Annotated in this window: 12 protein-coding genes; 9 read left to right on the top strand and 3 right to left on the bottom strand. The window is 65.2% G+C overall.

Translation table 11 applies throughout. The features are described from left to right. The first annotated feature begins 121 nt into the window (after positions 1-121). Complete coding sequence (locus KRX52_RS09345; RefSeq protein ID WP_217681467.1) at positions 122-304, top strand: PA1571 family protein; 183 nt, start codon at positions 122-124, stop codon at positions 302-304. Here the strand turns inward: KRX52_RS09345 and pdxB are convergent, their stop codons facing one another. Continuing rightward, positions 305-1,447, bottom strand: a complete 1,143-nt coding sequence (gene pdxB, locus KRX52_RS09340) for a 4-phosphoerythronate dehydrogenase PdxB (RefSeq protein WP_217681466.1) — start codon at positions 1,445-1,447, stop codon at positions 305-307. A 127-nt stretch (positions 1,448-1,574) separates the two neighbouring features. Between pdxB and KRX52_RS09335 the strand changes: the two genes are divergently transcribed. Next, on the top strand, positions 1,575-2,972 hold the full coding sequence (locus tag KRX52_RS09335) for an MATE family efflux transporter (protein ID WP_217681465.1): 1,398 nt from the start codon (positions 1,575-1,577) through the stop codon (positions 2,970-2,972). 194 nt (positions 2,973-3,166) lie between these two features. After that, on the top strand, positions 3,167-5,092 hold the full coding sequence (locus KRX52_RS09330) for a S8 family peptidase (RefSeq protein WP_217681464.1): 1,926 nt from the start codon (positions 3,167-3,169) through the stop codon (positions 5,090-5,092). A gap of 63 nt (positions 5,093-5,155) precedes the next feature. Here the strand turns inward: KRX52_RS09330 and tusA are convergent, their stop codons facing one another. Then, positions 5,156-5,395 (bottom strand): sulfurtransferase TusA, encoded by a 240-nt coding sequence (gene tusA / locus KRX52_RS09325; RefSeq protein WP_217681463.1) that lies wholly within the window; start codon positions 5,393-5,395, stop codon positions 5,156-5,158. Positions 5,396-5,511: 116 nt separating this feature from the next. On the opposite strand from tusA, the gene acnA reads away from it, so the two are divergent. Next, positions 5,512-8,184: an aconitate hydratase AcnA gene (gene acnA, locus KRX52_RS09320; protein WP_217681462.1), complete on the top strand. Its 2,673-nt coding sequence runs from the start codon at positions 5,512-5,514 to the stop codon at positions 8,182-8,184. Here acnA and KRX52_RS09315 read toward each other — a convergent pair. Further along, positions 8,181-8,882, bottom strand: coding sequence for an alpha/beta family hydrolase (locus KRX52_RS09315; RefSeq protein ID WP_254797471.1), 702 nt, complete (start codon positions 8,880-8,882; stop codon positions 8,181-8,183). The two genes, acnA and KRX52_RS09315, sit on opposite strands and share 4 nt — an antisense overlap. A gap of 51 nt (positions 8,883-8,933) precedes the next feature. Between KRX52_RS09315 and ccoN (KRX52_RS09310) the strand changes: the two genes are divergently transcribed. From ccoN (KRX52_RS09310) to ccoO (KRX52_RS09290), 5 genes are all read left to right on the top strand, one after another. Further along, positions 8,934-10,376, top strand: a complete 1,443-nt coding sequence (ccoN, locus tag KRX52_RS09310; protein ID WP_217681460.1) for a cytochrome-c oxidase, cbb3-type subunit I — start codon at positions 8,934-8,936, stop codon at positions 10,374-10,376. After that, positions 10,376-10,987, top strand: a complete 612-nt coding sequence (gene ccoO / locus KRX52_RS09305; RefSeq protein ID WP_217681459.1) for a cytochrome-c oxidase, cbb3-type subunit II — start codon at positions 10,376-10,378, stop codon at positions 10,985-10,987. Before ccoN (KRX52_RS09310) ends, ccoO (KRX52_RS09305) begins: the two co-directional genes overlap by 1 nt. 29 nt (positions 10,988-11,016) lie before the next feature. Continuing rightward, positions 11,017-11,928, top strand: a complete 912-nt coding sequence (ccoP, locus tag KRX52_RS09300; protein WP_217681458.1) for a cytochrome-c oxidase, cbb3-type subunit III — start codon at positions 11,017-11,019, stop codon at positions 11,926-11,928. A gap of 357 nt (positions 11,929-12,285) precedes the next feature. Continuing rightward, positions 12,286-13,728 carry a cytochrome-c oxidase, cbb3-type subunit I gene (gene ccoN, locus KRX52_RS09295; RefSeq protein ID WP_217681457.1) on the top strand — a complete coding sequence of 481 codons (1,443 nt, stop codon included), beginning with the start codon at positions 12,286-12,288 and terminating at the stop codon, positions 13,726-13,728. Then, on the top strand, positions 13,728-14,339 hold the full coding sequence (gene ccoO / locus KRX52_RS09290; protein WP_217681456.1) for a cytochrome-c oxidase, cbb3-type subunit II: 612 nt from the start codon (positions 13,728-13,730) through the stop codon (positions 14,337-14,339). Before ccoN (KRX52_RS09295) ends, ccoO (KRX52_RS09290) begins: the two co-directional genes overlap by 1 nt.

Below are 14,339 nucleotides of genomic sequence, written 5' to 3'. Positions count from 1 at the left end.
TCCACCTGCCAAATGCCCGCACCGGTTGCGGGCATTTGTCTTTGCGGCCCCGAAGAATTGTCACCGGCGCTTAATCTGTCGCTTCTAGACTGCCCTCATTGACCGTCAAGGAGAGCACGTCATGCACAATCCCCTGCACACTACGCACAGCCGCCAGCACACTGCCCAGAAACTGCGCCACCTGCAGCTGGGCGCCATCATCGATGCCCAGGGGCGGGAAATTCCGATCACCGAACAGATGATACTGCAGGCCTGCCGCCAGCTGGAGCAGAGCACCAAGCCGCTCCGCCGTCTGTTCGGCTGATCAGGCCAGCCGCACCCCCAGAGCCGCCAACTGACGACGCAGTTGTTGCGCCGTCCCGCCCACCCGCACCGTCAGATCGGGCAACTCGCGGCGCATCGGATAGTGCTTGCGCAGAGCATCGAAGCCGAGACGGCGCTGTTCGGCATCGCCGAGCAGACTGCGGCGAAAGGCAGCGTCATCCAGCCGCGGGTCGTAGACCGCACGGCAGACCATCGCCAGCGCCCAGGCCGGATCGGCCTGTTCATGCAGAACCAGCTCGCCCAGCCAGGCCGGCGGCAACAGCTGCGCCAGCTCGACTTGCGCTGGCTCACCGCGCCAGGCGCAGAACGCCTGGTAGATCTGCTCGGTGCCGCGCAGCTTGCCGTCCAGGCTGTAACCGGCGATGTGCGGGGTGGCCAGACGGCACAAGGCCGCCAGTTCGACATCCACCTCCGGCTCGCCTTCCCACACATCCAGCACCACCTCGAGATCGGCGCCGCCCGAGAGGTGCGCCTTGAGCGCCGGGTTGTCGACCACTGCGCCGCGGCTGGCATTGATCAGCCAGCAGCCGGGCTTGAGCTGCGCCAGCCGCTCGGCATCCAGCAGATGCCAGGTGGCGTCGGCGCCGTCGCGGGTCAGCGGGGTGTGCAGGCTGATCACGTCGCAGTGCTGGAGGATTTCCTCGAGGGTGACGAAGTCGCCGCCCTCGCGCGCCTGGCGCGGCGGATCGCAGACCAGCACCGTCCAGCCCAGACCACGCAGCACTTCCACCAGGCGGCTACCGACCTGACCGGCACCGACCACGCCGTAGGTGCGCGTGGCCAACTCGGCGCCGCGCCGCTCGGCCAGGGCGAACAGCGCGCCGAGCACGTACTCCACCACCCCACGGGCGTTACAGCCCGGCGCGCTGGACCAGGCGATACCGGCTTCGGCGAAATACGGCAGGTCCAAGTGATCGGTACCGATGGTGCAGGTGCCGACGAACTGCACCGGGCTGCCGTCCAGCAGCGCCCGGTCGACGCGGGTCACCGAGCGCACCAGCAGCGCGTCGGCATTGGCCACCGCGGCGCGGTCGATGGCGCGGCCGGGCAGGCGGCGGATCTCGCCGAACGCAGCAAAGAAAGGATCGAGCAGCGGGATGTTTTCGTCGGCCAGCAGGCGCATGGGAGTGTCCGTCGGAAGGTCGGGAAGTTGCCGTCACTTTACCCCATCGGCACCATCGGCGCGGCCCTGTGCTGGCCCCATTTCGGTGCGCGGCGTAGACTGGCCAGCTGTTTGTCGAGGTCTGTCGATGTCCGCCCTGCCCGCTTCTCCCGCCCCCTCCCGCTTTCGTCGTAGCCTCACCGAAGTCAGGACCCTGCTCGCCCTCGCCGGCCCGATCATGGTCGCACAGCTCGCCAACACAGCCATGGGCTTCGTCGATACCGTGATGGCCGGGCGGGTCGGCCCGCGGGACCTGGCCGCCGTGGCGCTGGGCAACTCGATCTGGGTACCGATGCTGCTGCTGATGGGCGGCATCCTGCTGGCGACCACCGCCAAGGTGTCGCGCAAGGTGGGGGCCGGGACCTACGTGCTGATCGGTCCGCTGGTGCGCCAGGCGCTGTGGCTGGCGCTGGCCATCGGCCTGATCGCCGCCGCGCTGCTGTTCGCTGCCGAGCCGGTACTGGTGCTGATGCAGGTGGAGGCCTCGCTGCGCGCGACGACCATGGGCTACCTGCAGGCCGTGGCGCTCGGCTTTCCGGCGCTGGCGTTGTATCAGGTCCTGCGTGGCTTCAGCGACGGCCTGGGCAGCACCCGGCCAACCATGGTGATCGGTCTGCTCGGCCTGCTGCTGAACATCCCGCTCAACTACATGTTCATCTACGGCAAGCTCGGCCTGCCGGCCATGGGCGGCGTCGGTTGCGGCTGGGCCACCGCGCTGGTGCTGTGGTTCATGCTCGGCGCCATGCTGTGGTGGGTGCACTGGGCACCGGTCTACCGCTCCAGCCGGTTGTTCGAGCGCCTGGAACGGCCGCAGTGGCTGGAAATCCGCGCGCTGCTGACGCTCGGCCTGCCGATCGGCATCGCCATCTTCGCCGAGGCCAGCATCTTCTCGCTGATCGCCCTGCTGATTGGCAGCCTGGGCGCCAGCGTGGTGGCCGGACATCAGGTGGCGCTGAACTTTTCCTCGATGGTGTTCATGATCCCCTACTCGCTGGCCATGGCCACCACGGTACGGGTCGGCCAGGCGCTGGGACGCGGGGCGCCGCGCGATGCGCGCTTCTCTGCGGGGGTGGCAATGGCCACGGCGCTGGTCTATGCCTGCCTGTCCGCGAGCCTCATGTTGCTGCTGCGCGCGGACATCGCCCGCCTGTACACCCCGGACGCCGAGGTGCTCGCCGTGGCCAGCGCGCTGCTGATGTACTCGGCGCTGTTCCAGTTTTCCGACGCCATCCAGGTCACGGCCGCCGGCGCCCTGCGTGGCTACCACGACACCCGCGCGACCATGCTGATCACCCTGCTGGCCTACTGGGGAATCGGCCTGCCGATCGGCTACGGCCTGGGCCTCGGCGACTGGTTCGGCCCGGCCAGCGGCCCGGCCGGACTGTGGCAGGGGCTGGTGGTGGGCCTGACCTGCGCTGCGCTACTGCTCGGCGTGCGCCTGCAACGCAGCGCGCGGCGCAGCATCCGCGCCAGCCGCGAAGCGTGAGCCCGGAACACACTTGCCGCTGCGCCTGACTCGCCGGTCACTGCCGGCTGTCAGGTGAGCGGGTCTGCGCGACAAGAGCATTACGCGCGCCTCATCGCCCTCGCCTATACCTAAGTTCTCGCTGGTTAATCGGGTGCTTTACAGCTCTCGAGGCAGTTGTAACCGGCCCCTGCTCAACGAACGGGAGGCGTCTCGTGAACCCCTTACAGATAATAGCGACCGTCCTGGCGCTCACGCTGCTGGGAGCCAACAACCTCCTCGCCGCAACACCGCCAGATCTCAGCAAGCTCAACATCCCCCGTTACGCCCCAGACCGTGTCTTGGTCAAGTTCAAGCCGGGTACCACCGCCGTCGAGATGAATGCCGAGCATCGCAATGTCCATGCGGTCCCCCTGCGCACCCTGCCCGAGATCGACGTGCAGGTGATGCAGGTGCCAACCGGCATGGTCGAAGCAACCATCGCGGCCTACCAGCACAACCCCAACGTGCTGTACGCAGAGCCGGACTATTACCGGCTACTAGTGATGCCAAGCGAGGAGCCGGGACCGACGCTGGCTGGCGGCGCCAACTACTTCACCGAGCAGTGGTACCTGCACAACACCGGGCAGAACCACCTGTACGTCAACCAGACGATCTTTGGCGCATCGCTCGAGGTCACCAGTGGCACGCCGAATGCCGATATCAATGCGCCCGAAAGCTGGGATCAGACCACGGGCAAAACCGGCGACCCGACTTCCTACGACAAGCCGAAGATCGCCGTGCTGGACAGCGGCGCTGACTGCAATATTCCCGACCTGAGTGGCAAGTGTCTGGAGCGGGTCAATGTGGTCGGCCCCAACCCGGGATCCGGCCTCGACACCTGCCCGACCGACGAGCCAGCCTGTGACAACTACGGCCATGGTACCTTCGTTGCCGGCGAGGCGGTCGCCAACACGGGTAATAGTGAAGGCATCGCTGGCGTCGGCTGGAACACCGGGGCCGGCATCTTCAAGGTGTGCTACCTGGAATGGGTGACCGACGGTATTTACATCTATGAGGTAGGCCTCTGTCCGGTCTCGGGCTCAAGCGAAGCGATCCTGCTGGCCGCCTCCGATCAGTTTGCCAATGGCAGCCTGGTACGCAGCCAGTACCAGGTTATCACCATGAGCTACGCCAGCGACCTGATCGACCCCGCTACCGGCGAGATCACCCAGACCGATGCCTCGAGTGCCGAGTGCGACGCCATCGAGTTCGCCCGCAACCAGGGCGTGCTGCTGATCGCCGCCGCCGGCAACAATGGCAACACCAGCCGCACCTATCCTGCGGCTTGCACCGACAGCACCGGAAAATCTACCGTGTTGTCTGTCGCAGCCTCCAATCATGACGATGATCGCGCCAGTTTCTCGACCTACAGCCGCTCGACTGACCACTGGGTATCCCTGGCCGCGCCGGGGCAGGACATCATCGGCATCCTCCCCAGCGCCAACTGCGGCCTCACCTCAGACAGCGACAGCTGCGTGGACTGGTGGAGCGGCACCTCAATGTCCGCCCCCTTGGTCGCCGGTGCCGCGGCGCTGGTGTGGGACGACCTCTACACTCGCCTGGCAAGCAGCGCGCCAAAGGCCGCCGCCGACTGCAACTACGCCGGCATGCCGTGCAGCCTGGCCGTGCGCGAGCGCCTGGAACAGAACGCCGCCAAGATCGGAGCAAAAGGGCAGAACTTGCTGAACTGGACAGCCAACGGTCGGCTCGATCTCGCGGCCGCGTTGCGCAACGACGTCGCATCGACGGGCGGAGGTAGCGGCACGCCCCCGGTTGCCGCATTCAGCTACAGCTGCCTCGGCCTGACCTGCACGTTCAGCGCCTCGGGCAGCGGCGCAGGCACCCTGAGCTATCGATGGGTATGGGGTGACAACTCGCCCGACGGCACGGGCACCAGCCCCGCTCACACCTACCCGGCATCCGGGGTCTACACGGTGACCCAGACGGTGACTGACAGCAATGGCAGCACCTCGGTCAACGCCACCCTGAACCTGAAAGCCGGCAAAAGGACCGTCAGTGGCAGTGTCAGTAGTGGAAATGGCGGGGGTAGCTCGGGTGGTGGCGGCAGCGGCTGCACCCATCCGAAAGGAAAGTGCTGAGATAGCTGATTGCTGTCGCTCAAGCAGAAGAGGTGCCAGTGGCGCCTCTTCTGCTTTGCAGACTCACTCCGCCTTCTTGCGGATCCAGTACAGGTAGGTGCCCGCCTCTTCCTGCTGCTCGAGCAGCTCGTGGCCGAGGAACAGGCAGAACTTGGGAATGTCGCGGCGGGTCGAGGGGTCGGTGGCGATCACCTTGAGCAGGCCGCCGGCCGGCAGGTCGCGCACCTTGTTGTGCAGCATCATCACCGGTTCGGGGCAGTTGAGACCGCTGGCGTCGAGAATGGCGTCGGGTTGCTGGGACATGGGGAACTCCGCGTGACAGGCCGCCATTGTCGCGCAAAGCGGCGGCGCGGCCAACCGAGCGGCGGCGGACGGACTAGGCTTAAGAATCAAGCCCGCTCCAGCCGGAAGACGCCACCATGACCCACCCGGACAGTTTCAGCTGCCGCCGCAGCCTCGAAGTCGACGGCCACACCTACCACTACTTCAGCCTGCCCGAGGCCGCCCGCAGCCTCGGCGACCTCCGCCAACTGCCCATCTCGCTCAGGGTGCTGCTGGAGAACCTGCTGCGCTGCGAGGATGGCCGCAGCGTGACCGCCGCCGACTGCCGGGCGGTAGTGCAATGGCTGCACAAGCGCAGCTCGGAGCAGGAAATCCAGTTCCGTCCGGCACGGGTGCTGATGCAGGACTTCACCGGCGTACCCGGCGTGGTCGACCTGGCCGCCATGCGCGACGCCATGGCCCGCGCTGGTGGCGATCCGCAGAAGATCAACCCGCTGTCGCCGGTGGACCTGGTGATCGACCACTCGGTGATGGTCGACCGCTTCGCCGATGCCAGCGCCTTCGCCGACAACGTGGCCATCGAGATGCAGCGCAACCACGAGCGCTACGCCTTCCTGCGCTGGGGCCAGCAGGCCTTCGCCAACTTCCGCGTGGTGCCGCCGGGCACCGGCATCTGCCACCAGGTCAATCTGGAATACCTCGCCCAGGTGGTGTGGAGCCGTGACGACGCCGGCGTCACCCTGGCCTACCCTGACACCCTGGTCGGCACCGACTCGCACACCACCATGATCAACGGTCTGGGCGTGCTCGGCTGGGGCGTCGGCGGCATCGAGGCCGAGGCGGTGATGCTGGGCCAGCCGCTGTCGATGCTGATTCCCGAGGTGGTCGGCGTGCGCCTGGCCGGCAAGCTGCGCGAAGGAGTGACCGCCACCGACCTGGTGCTGACCGTCACCGAGCTGCTGCGCAAGCGCGGCGTGGTGGGCAAGTTCGTCGAGTTCTACGGCCCCGGGCTCGACCACCTGCCGCTGGCCGACCGCGCCACCATCGCCAACATGGCCCCGGAATACGGCGCCACCTGCGGCTTCTTCCCGGTCGACGCGGTCACCCTCGACTACCTGCGCCTGTCCGGCCGCGAGCCGCAACGCATTGCCCTGGTCGAGGCCTATTGCAAGGCCCAGGGCCTGTGGCGCGAGGCGGGCGACGAGCCGACCTTCAGCGACAGCCTGACCCTGGACCTGGCCAGCGTGCAGCCCTCGCTGGCCGGGCCGAAGCGCCCGCAGGACCGCGTCGCCCTGGAGGATATCCGCGCGCAGTTCGACCTGCTGCTGGACCTGTCCGGACGCCAGGCCGAGCGGGATACCGACTTTCTGGTCGCCAACGCCCACTACGGCCTGCACCACGGCGACGTGGTGATCGCCGCCATCACTTCCTGCACCAACACCTCCAACCCCAGCGTGCTGATGGCTGCCGGCCTGCTGGCCAAGAAGGCGGTGGAGCGCGGCCTGAGCCGCAAACCGTGGGTCAAGTCGTCGCTGGCGCCGGGCTCCAAGGTGGTCACCGACTACCTGGCCAAGGCCGATCTGACCGCCTACCTCGATCAGCTCGGCTTCAACCTGGTCGGCTATGGCTGCACCACCTGCATCGGCAACTCCGGGCCGCTGCCGCCGGCCATCGCCGACTGCGTGAATGCCAACGACCTGATCGTCAGCTCGGTGCTGTCCGGCAACCGCAACTTCGAGGGCCGCGTGCATCCGCAGGTCAAGGCCAACTGGCTGGCCTCGCCGCCACTGGTGGTGGCCTTCGCCCTGGCCGGGACCACGCGCATCGACCTGACCCGCGAGCCACTGGGCAGCGGCAGCGATGGCCAACCGGTGTATTTGCAGGACATCTGGCCGAGCGATGCCGAAGTGGCTGCCGCGGTGGGGGCCGTGGACGGCGCCATGTTTCTCCGCCGCTACGCTGACGTGTTCAGCGGCGACGCAGCCTGGCAGTCGATTGCGGTGGGCGGCGGTGCCACCTATCCGTGGGACCCGGCCTCCACCTACGTGAAGAACCCACCGTTCTTCCAGCACATCGACCAGCCGCCGGCCGCGCTGACCGATATCGCCGGGGCACGGATACTCGCCCTGTTCGGCGACTCCATCACCACCGACCACATCTCGCCGGCCGGCAGCATCAAGCCCAGCTCGCCGGCCGGCCTGTACCTGCAGAGCCTCGGGGTGGCCCCGGAGGATTTCAACTCCTACGGCGCCCGCCGCGGCAACCACGAGGTGATGATGCGCGGCACCTTCGCCAACATCCGCATCAGGAACGAGATGCTCGGCGGCGAGGAAGGCGGCAACACCCTGCACCAGCCGTCCGGAGACAAACTGCCGATCTACGCTGCCGCCATGCGCTACCAGGCCGAGGGCGTGCCGCTGGTGGTGATCGCCGGCAAGGAGTACGGCACCGGGTCGTCACGTGACTGGGCGGCCAAGGGCACCAGCCTGCTGGGGGTCAAGGCGGTGATCGCCGAAAGCTTCGAGCGCATTCACCGCTCCAATCTGGTCGGCATGGGCGTGCTGCCGCTGCAGTTCGTGCCCGGACAGAATCGCCAGAGCCTGGCGCTGAACGGCAGCGAGCGGCTGAGCATCCGCGGCCTGAGCGGCGGGCTCAAGCCGCGCCAGAAGCTGATCGCGGAGATCCTGCGCAGCGACGGTACCGAGGAGCGCATCGAGGTGCTGTGTCGCATCGACACGGCCATCGAACTCGACTACTTCAGGGCGGGCGGCATCCTGCACCATGTGCTGCGCCAGCTACTGAGCAGTTAGCGGCCCCCGCCGAGGAAGTCCGCCACCGCCCGCGCGGCCTCCTGCAGATGCTGGGCGTGGCTGAAGCCGGAGGCCTTGAGCGGCTTGAGGTCGTGATCGGCAGAGGATAGCCAGAGCAATCGGATGGCCGGCGACAGCAGGTAGCCGGCCACCCGCTCGCGGTTACCCAGCGCGTCGCGCTCGCCCTGCACGATCAGGGTGGGGGTCGCGAGCGTCGCCAGATGCGCGACCCGCGGCTTCTCCGGCTTGCCGGCGGCATGGAACGGGTAGCCGAGGCAGACCAGCGCGGTCGGTGCCAGCTCGTCGGCCAGCAGGCTGGCCATGCGCCCCCCCATCGACTTGCCACCGATGGCCCAGGGGCCCGGCTCGCAGGCATTCACCGCATCCCACACCTGCCGCCAGCACTCCAGCAGGCGCGCCTGCGGATTGGGCGGGCGCCTGCCGCCATCGCGGCGCCGATCAGCCATGTAGGGGAACTCGAAGCGCACCACCCGCACACCGTTTTCGCCCAGGCGTTCGGCCATTTCGGTCATGAACGGACTGTCCATCGGCGCACCGGCGCCGTGGGCAAGAATCAATCGTCCGCGCACGCCGACGACCGGCCCGGACCATAAAAGTTCGGCAAAACTCACACTAAAGACCCCATGTGGCCTATGGCTTTGATTTGTATCAACATCTGTCCAAAGCAGTTTATCCATGCTGACGCTGATCTTTTTCCGATCAAGCCCATTAGTCGTGGAACCTCGAAAATGAGCACAGCAAACCTCAGGACTGCTTATAACTATAAGGTGGTTCGCCAGTTCGCCATAATGACGGTGATCTGGGGAATCGTCGGGATGGGGATTGGCGTATTCATCGCCGCCCAACTGGTCTGGCCGCAGTTGAACTTCGACCTGCCCTGGACCAGTTTCGGCCGTCTACGCCCCCTGCATACCAACGCGGTGATCTTCGCCTTCGGTGGTTGCGCCCTGTTCGCCACCTCCTTCTACTCGGTTCAGCGCACCTGCCAGACCCGCCTGTTCGGCGGACCGCTGGCCAGCTTCGTGTTCTGGGGCTGGCAACTGGTGATCCTGCTCGCCGCCGTCACCCTGCCGCTCGGCTTCACCTCCTCCAAGGAGTACGCCGAGCTGGAGTGGCCGGTCGACATTCTTATCACCATTGTCTGGGTCGCCTATGCCGTGGTGTTCTTCGGCACCATCATGCAGCGCAAGGCCAAGCACATCTATGTCGGCAACTGGTTCTTCGGCGCCTTCATCTTGGTGACAGCGATGCTGCACCTGGTCAACAACATGGAGATCCCAGTCAGCCTGACCAAGTCGTACTCGCTGTACGCGGGCGCCACCGACGCCATGATCCAGTGGTGGTACGGTCACAACGCCGTGGGCTTCTTCCTGACCACCGGCTTCCTCGGCATGATGTACTACTTCGTGCCCAAGCAGGCTGGCCGTCCGGTCTATTCCTACCGCCTGTCCATCGTGCACTTCTGGGCGCTGATCACCCTGTACATCTGGGCCGGTCCGCACCACCTGCACTACACTGCCCTGCCTGACTGGGCCCAGTCCCTCGGCATGGTGATGTCGCTGGTTCTCCTCGCTCCGTCCTGGGGCGGCATGATCAACGGCATGATGACCCTCTCCGGAGCCTGGCACAAACTGCGCCACGACCCGATCCTGCGCTTCCTGGTGGTGTCCCTGGCCTTCTACGGCATGTCCACCTTCGAAGGCCCGATGATGGCCATCAAGACCGTCAACGCCCTGTCCCACTACACCGACTGGACCATCGGCCACGTACACGCCGGCGCCCTCGGCTGGGTTGCCATGGTGTCCATCGGTTCGCTGTACCACCTGATCCCGAAAGTGTTCGGCCGCGAGCAGATGCACAGCATCGGCCTGATCAACACCCACTTCTGGCTGGCCACCATCGGCACCGTGCTGTACATCGCCTCCATGTGGGTCAACGGCATCGCCCAGGGCCTGATGTGGCGTGCAGTAAACGAAGACGGTACCCTGACCTACTCCTTCGTTGAAGCCCTCGAAGCCAGCCATCCGGGCTTCCTGGTACGCATGATCGGCGGCGCCTTCTTCCTCACCGGCATGCTGCTGATGGCCTACAACACCTGGCGCACCGTGCGTGCTGCCAAGCCGGCGGAAATCGAAGCCGCGGCGCAGTTCGTGGTTGAAGGAGCTCACTGATGAACAAGCACGAAATCATCGAGAAGAACATCGGCCTGATGGCGCTGCTGATGGTCTTCGCTGTCAGCATCGGCGGCCTGACCCAGATCGTCCCGCTGTTCTTCCAGAAGGAAACCACCCAGCCGGTCGAGGGCCTCAAGCCCTATACCGCGCTGCAACTGGAAGGCCGTGACATCTACATCAAGGAAGGCTGCGTCAGCTGCCACTCGCAGATGGTGCGTCCGTTCCGCGCCGAGACCGAGCGCTATGGTCACTACTCGGTCGCCGGCGAAAGCGTCTACGACCATCCGTTCCTGTGGGGCTCCAAGCGTACCGGTCCGGACTTGGCTCGCGTCGGCGGCCGCTACTCGGACGACTGGCACCGCGCCCACCTGTACAACCCACGCAACGTAGTGCCCGAGTCGAAGATGCCGGCCTACCCGTGGCTGGTGGAGAACAAGCTCGACGGCCAGGACACCGCGACCAAGATGAAAGCGCTGCATGCCGTGGGCGTGCCCTACACCCAGGAAGACATGGCCGGGGCCCGTGACGCAGTCAAGGGCAAGACCGAAATGGACGCACTGGTCGCGTACCTGCAGGTCCTCGGTACCAGCCTCAAGAGCAAGCGCTGAAGCGCGGCCTTAGCCAGGAGTAATAATCCATGACAGGCTTTTGGAGTATCTACATCACCATCCTCACCGTCGGCACCCTGCTGGCGTTGACGTGGCTGATTTTCGCAACCCGCAAGGGCCAGCGTCCGGACACCACGGACCAGACCATGGGGCACACCTTCGACGGCATCGAGGAGTACGACAACCCGCTGCCGCGTTGGTGGTTCATGCTGTTCCTCGGCACCCTGATCTTCGGTGCGCTGTATCTGGTCCTCTACCCGGGCCTGGGCACCTGGAAAGGCGTCCTGCCGGGCTACGAGGGCGGCTGGACCCAGGTCAGCCAGTGGCAACGCGAAATGGATCGCGCCAACGAGCAGTACGGCCCGCTGTATGCCAAGTTCGCCGCCATGCCGGTGGCCGAGGTAGCCAAGGACGAACAGGCCCTGAAGATGGGCTCTCGTCTGTTCGCCTCCAACTGCTCCGTATGCCATGGCTCCGACGCCAAGGGCGCCTTTGGTTTTCCGAACCTGACCGACCATGATTGGCTGTATGGCGGCCAAGCCGACACCATCAAGACCACCATCATGGGCGGCCGTCAGGCCGCGATGCCGGCCTGGAAGGACATCCTCGGCGAGGAAGGCATCAAGAACGTCGCTGGCTATGTGCGCAGCCTGTCCGGCCTGAAGAACCCCGAAGGCGTGGACATCGCGGCTGGCCAGAAGACTTTCGCCACCAACTGTGCGGTCTGCCACGGCGCCGAAGGCAAGGGTACCCAGGCCATGGGCGCCCCGAACCTCACCGACGGCACCTGGCTGTACGGCTCCAGCTTCGCTCAGGTTCAGCAGACCCTGCGCTTTGGTCGTAACGGCATGATGCCGGCGCAGAAGGACATGCTCGGCAACGACAAGGTCCACCTGCTGGCTGCCTACGTGTACAGCCTGTCGCAACAACCCGCCAAGTAAGTCGGACGGGCGCGCCGTGCAAGGCGGCGCGCCCTAACCCCTCCCCGCCGAAACCCCTTCCGCACGCGACCAAGTGTCGCACCCATCCCAAAGCTTTCTTCACAGTCCACGCCCCGAGGACTAAGCTCTCCTACCTAGTCGCACGCCGTTACAAAAACAACGCGACATCACCCTTGCGGCGTCTTTCGAGACTCCGTTGCGCGTCATAACGATCAGGTCAGCACGCCTGGATCGGCAGCACGCCGTGTACCCGCAACCCCTTGTCAGCCAAGAGGTTGCGTTGCAATGGTTACCTGCTTTCTCCATACTTGCGGCCGTTTTTTGTCCCGAAAGTCCATAACCGTGGAACCCCTTGAAATGAGTACAGCAATCAGTCCGACTGCGTATAACTATAAGGTGGTCCGCCAGTTCGCCATAATGACGGTGATCTGGGGGGTCGTAGGAATGAGCTTGGGTGTGCTTATCGCATCTCAGCTGGTATGGCCGGAGTTGAATCTGGGTCTGCCGTGGACCAGCTTCGGCCGTCTGCGCCCCCTGCACACCAACGCGGTGATCTTCGCCTTCGGTGGCTGTGCACTGATGGCCACCTCCTTCTATGTAGTACAACGCACCTGCCAGGCCCGCCTGTTCGGCGGTCCGCTGGCGAGCTTCGTGTTCTGGGGCTGGCAGGCAGTGATCGTGCTGGCCGCCATCACTCTGCCGCTGGGCTTCACCTCCTCCAAGGAGTACGCCGAGCTGGAGTGGCCGATCGACATCCTGCTGACCATCGTCTGGGTCAGCTACGCGGTGGTGTTCTTCGGTACCGTGATGAAGCGCCAGACCAAGCATATCTATGTCGGCAACTGGTTCTTCGGCGCCTTCATCCTGGTGACGGCGATGCTGCACCTGGTCAACAACATGGAAGTCCCGGTCACCCTGACCAAGTCGTACTCCATGTATTCGGGTGCCACCGACGCCATGATCCAGTGGTGGTACGGCCACAACGCCGTGGGCTTCTTCCTGACCACCGGCTTCCTCGGCATGATGTACTACTTCGTGCCCAAGCAGGCTGGCCGTCCGGTGTATTCCTACCGTCTGTCCATCGTGCACTTCTGGGCGCTGATCACCCTGTACATCTGGGCCGGTCCGCACCACCTGCACTACACCGCCCTGCCTGACTGGGCCCAGTCCCTCGGCATGGTGATGTCGCTGATTCTCCTCGCTCCGTCCTGGGGCGGCATGATCAACGGCATGATGACCCTCTCCGGAGCCTGGCACAAACTGCGCCACGACCCGATCCTGCGCTTCCTGGTGGTGTCCCTGGCCTTCTACGGCATGTCCACCTTCGAAGGCCCGATGATGGCCATCAAGACCGTCAACGCCCTGTCCCACTACACCGACTGGACCATCGGCCACGTACATGCCGGCGCCCTCGGCTGGGTAGCCATGGTGTCCATCGGCTCGCTGTACCACCTGATCCCGAAAGTGTTCGCTCGCGAGCAGATGCACAGCATCGGCCTGATCAACGCCCACTTCTGGCTGGCCACCATCGGCACCGTGCTGTACATCGCCTCCATGTGGGTCAACGGTATCGCCCAGGGCCTGATGTGGCGTGCAGTCAACGAAGACGGCACCCTGACCTACTCCTTCGTTGAAGCTCTCGAAGCCAGCCATCCGGGCTTCATCGTCCGCGCTATCGGCGGCGCTTTCTTCCTCATCGGCATGCTGCTGATGGCCTACAACACCTGGCGCACCGTGCGTGTTGCCAAGCAGGCGGAAATCGAAGCCGCTGAGAAGTTCGTGGTTGAAGGAGCTCACTGATGAACAAGCACGAAATCATCGAGAAGAACATCGGCCTGATGACGCTGCTGATGGTCATCGCCGTCAGCATCGGCGGCCTGACCCAGATCGTTCCGCTGTTCTTCCAGAAGGAAACCACCCAGCCGGTCGAGGGTCTCAAGCCCTACACCGCACTGCAGCTGGAAGGCCGCGACATCTACATCCGTGAAGGCTGTGTCGGCTGCCACTCGCAGATGGTGCGTCCGTTCCGCGCCGAAACCGAGCGCTATGGCCACTACTCGGTCGCCGGCGAAAGCGTCTACGACCACCCGTTCCTGTGGGGCTCCAAGCGTACCGGTCCTGACCTGGCTCGCGTCGGCGGCCGCTACTCGGACGACTGGCATCGCGCCCACCTGTACAACCCGCGCAACGTAGTGCCTGAATCGAAGATGCCGGCCTACCCGTGGCTCGTGGAGAACAAGCTCGAGGGCAAGGACACCGCGACCAAGATGAAGGCACTGAAATCCGTGGGCGTGCCTTACACCCAGGAAGACATGGCCGGGGCCCGTGACGCAGTCAAGGGCAAGACCGAAATGGACGCGCTGGTCGCGTACCTGCAGGTCCTCGGCACCAGCCTCAAGAACAAACGGTAA

The sequence above is a fragment of the Geopseudomonas aromaticivorans genome (assembly GCF_019097855.1).
GTDB classification, from domain to species: Bacteria; Pseudomonadota; Gammaproteobacteria; order Pseudomonadales; family Pseudomonadaceae; genus Geopseudomonas; species Geopseudomonas aromaticivorans.
This window is presented reverse-complemented; position numbering and strand designations above follow the sequence as displayed.

What these genes read in the sequence shown, in the direction of transcription:
- ccoN (WP_217681457.1), top strand. Translation starts at nt 12,286, where the DNA reads ATGAGTACAGCAATCAGTCCGACTGCGTATAACTATAAGGTGGTCCGC.
- acnA (WP_217681462.1), top strand. Translation starts at nt 5,512, where the DNA reads ATGACCCACCCGGACAGTTTCAGCTGCCGCCGCAGCCTCGAAGTCGAC.
- pdxB (WP_217681466.1), bottom strand. Translation starts at nt 1,447, where the DNA reads ATGCGCCTGCTGGCCGACGAAAACATCCCGCTGCTCGATCCTTTCTTT.
- tusA (WP_217681463.1), bottom strand. Translation starts at nt 5,395, where the DNA reads ATGTCCCAGCAACCCGACGCCATTCTCGACGCCAGCGGTCTCAACTGC.
- ccoO (WP_217681459.1), top strand. Translation starts at nt 10,376, where the DNA reads ATGAACAAGCACGAAATCATCGAGAAGAACATCGGCCTGATGGCGCTG.
- KRX52_RS09335 (WP_217681465.1), top strand. Translation starts at nt 1,575, where the DNA reads ATGTCCGCCCTGCCCGCTTCTCCCGCCCCCTCCCGCTTTCGTCGTAGC.
- KRX52_RS09345 (WP_217681467.1), top strand. Translation starts at nt 122, where the DNA reads ATGCACAATCCCCTGCACACTACGCACAGCCGCCAGCACACTGCCCAG.
- ccoN (WP_217681460.1), top strand. Translation starts at nt 8,934, where the DNA reads ATGAGCACAGCAAACCTCAGGACTGCTTATAACTATAAGGTGGTTCGC.
- KRX52_RS09315 (WP_254797471.1), bottom strand. Translation starts at nt 8,882, where the DNA reads ATGGATAAACTGCTTTGGACAGATGTTGATACAAATCAAAGCCATAGG.
- ccoP (WP_217681458.1), top strand. Translation starts at nt 11,017, where the DNA reads ATGACAGGCTTTTGGAGTATCTACATCACCATCCTCACCGTCGGCACC.
- ccoO (WP_217681456.1), top strand. Translation starts at nt 13,728, where the DNA reads ATGAACAAGCACGAAATCATCGAGAAGAACATCGGCCTGATGACGCTG.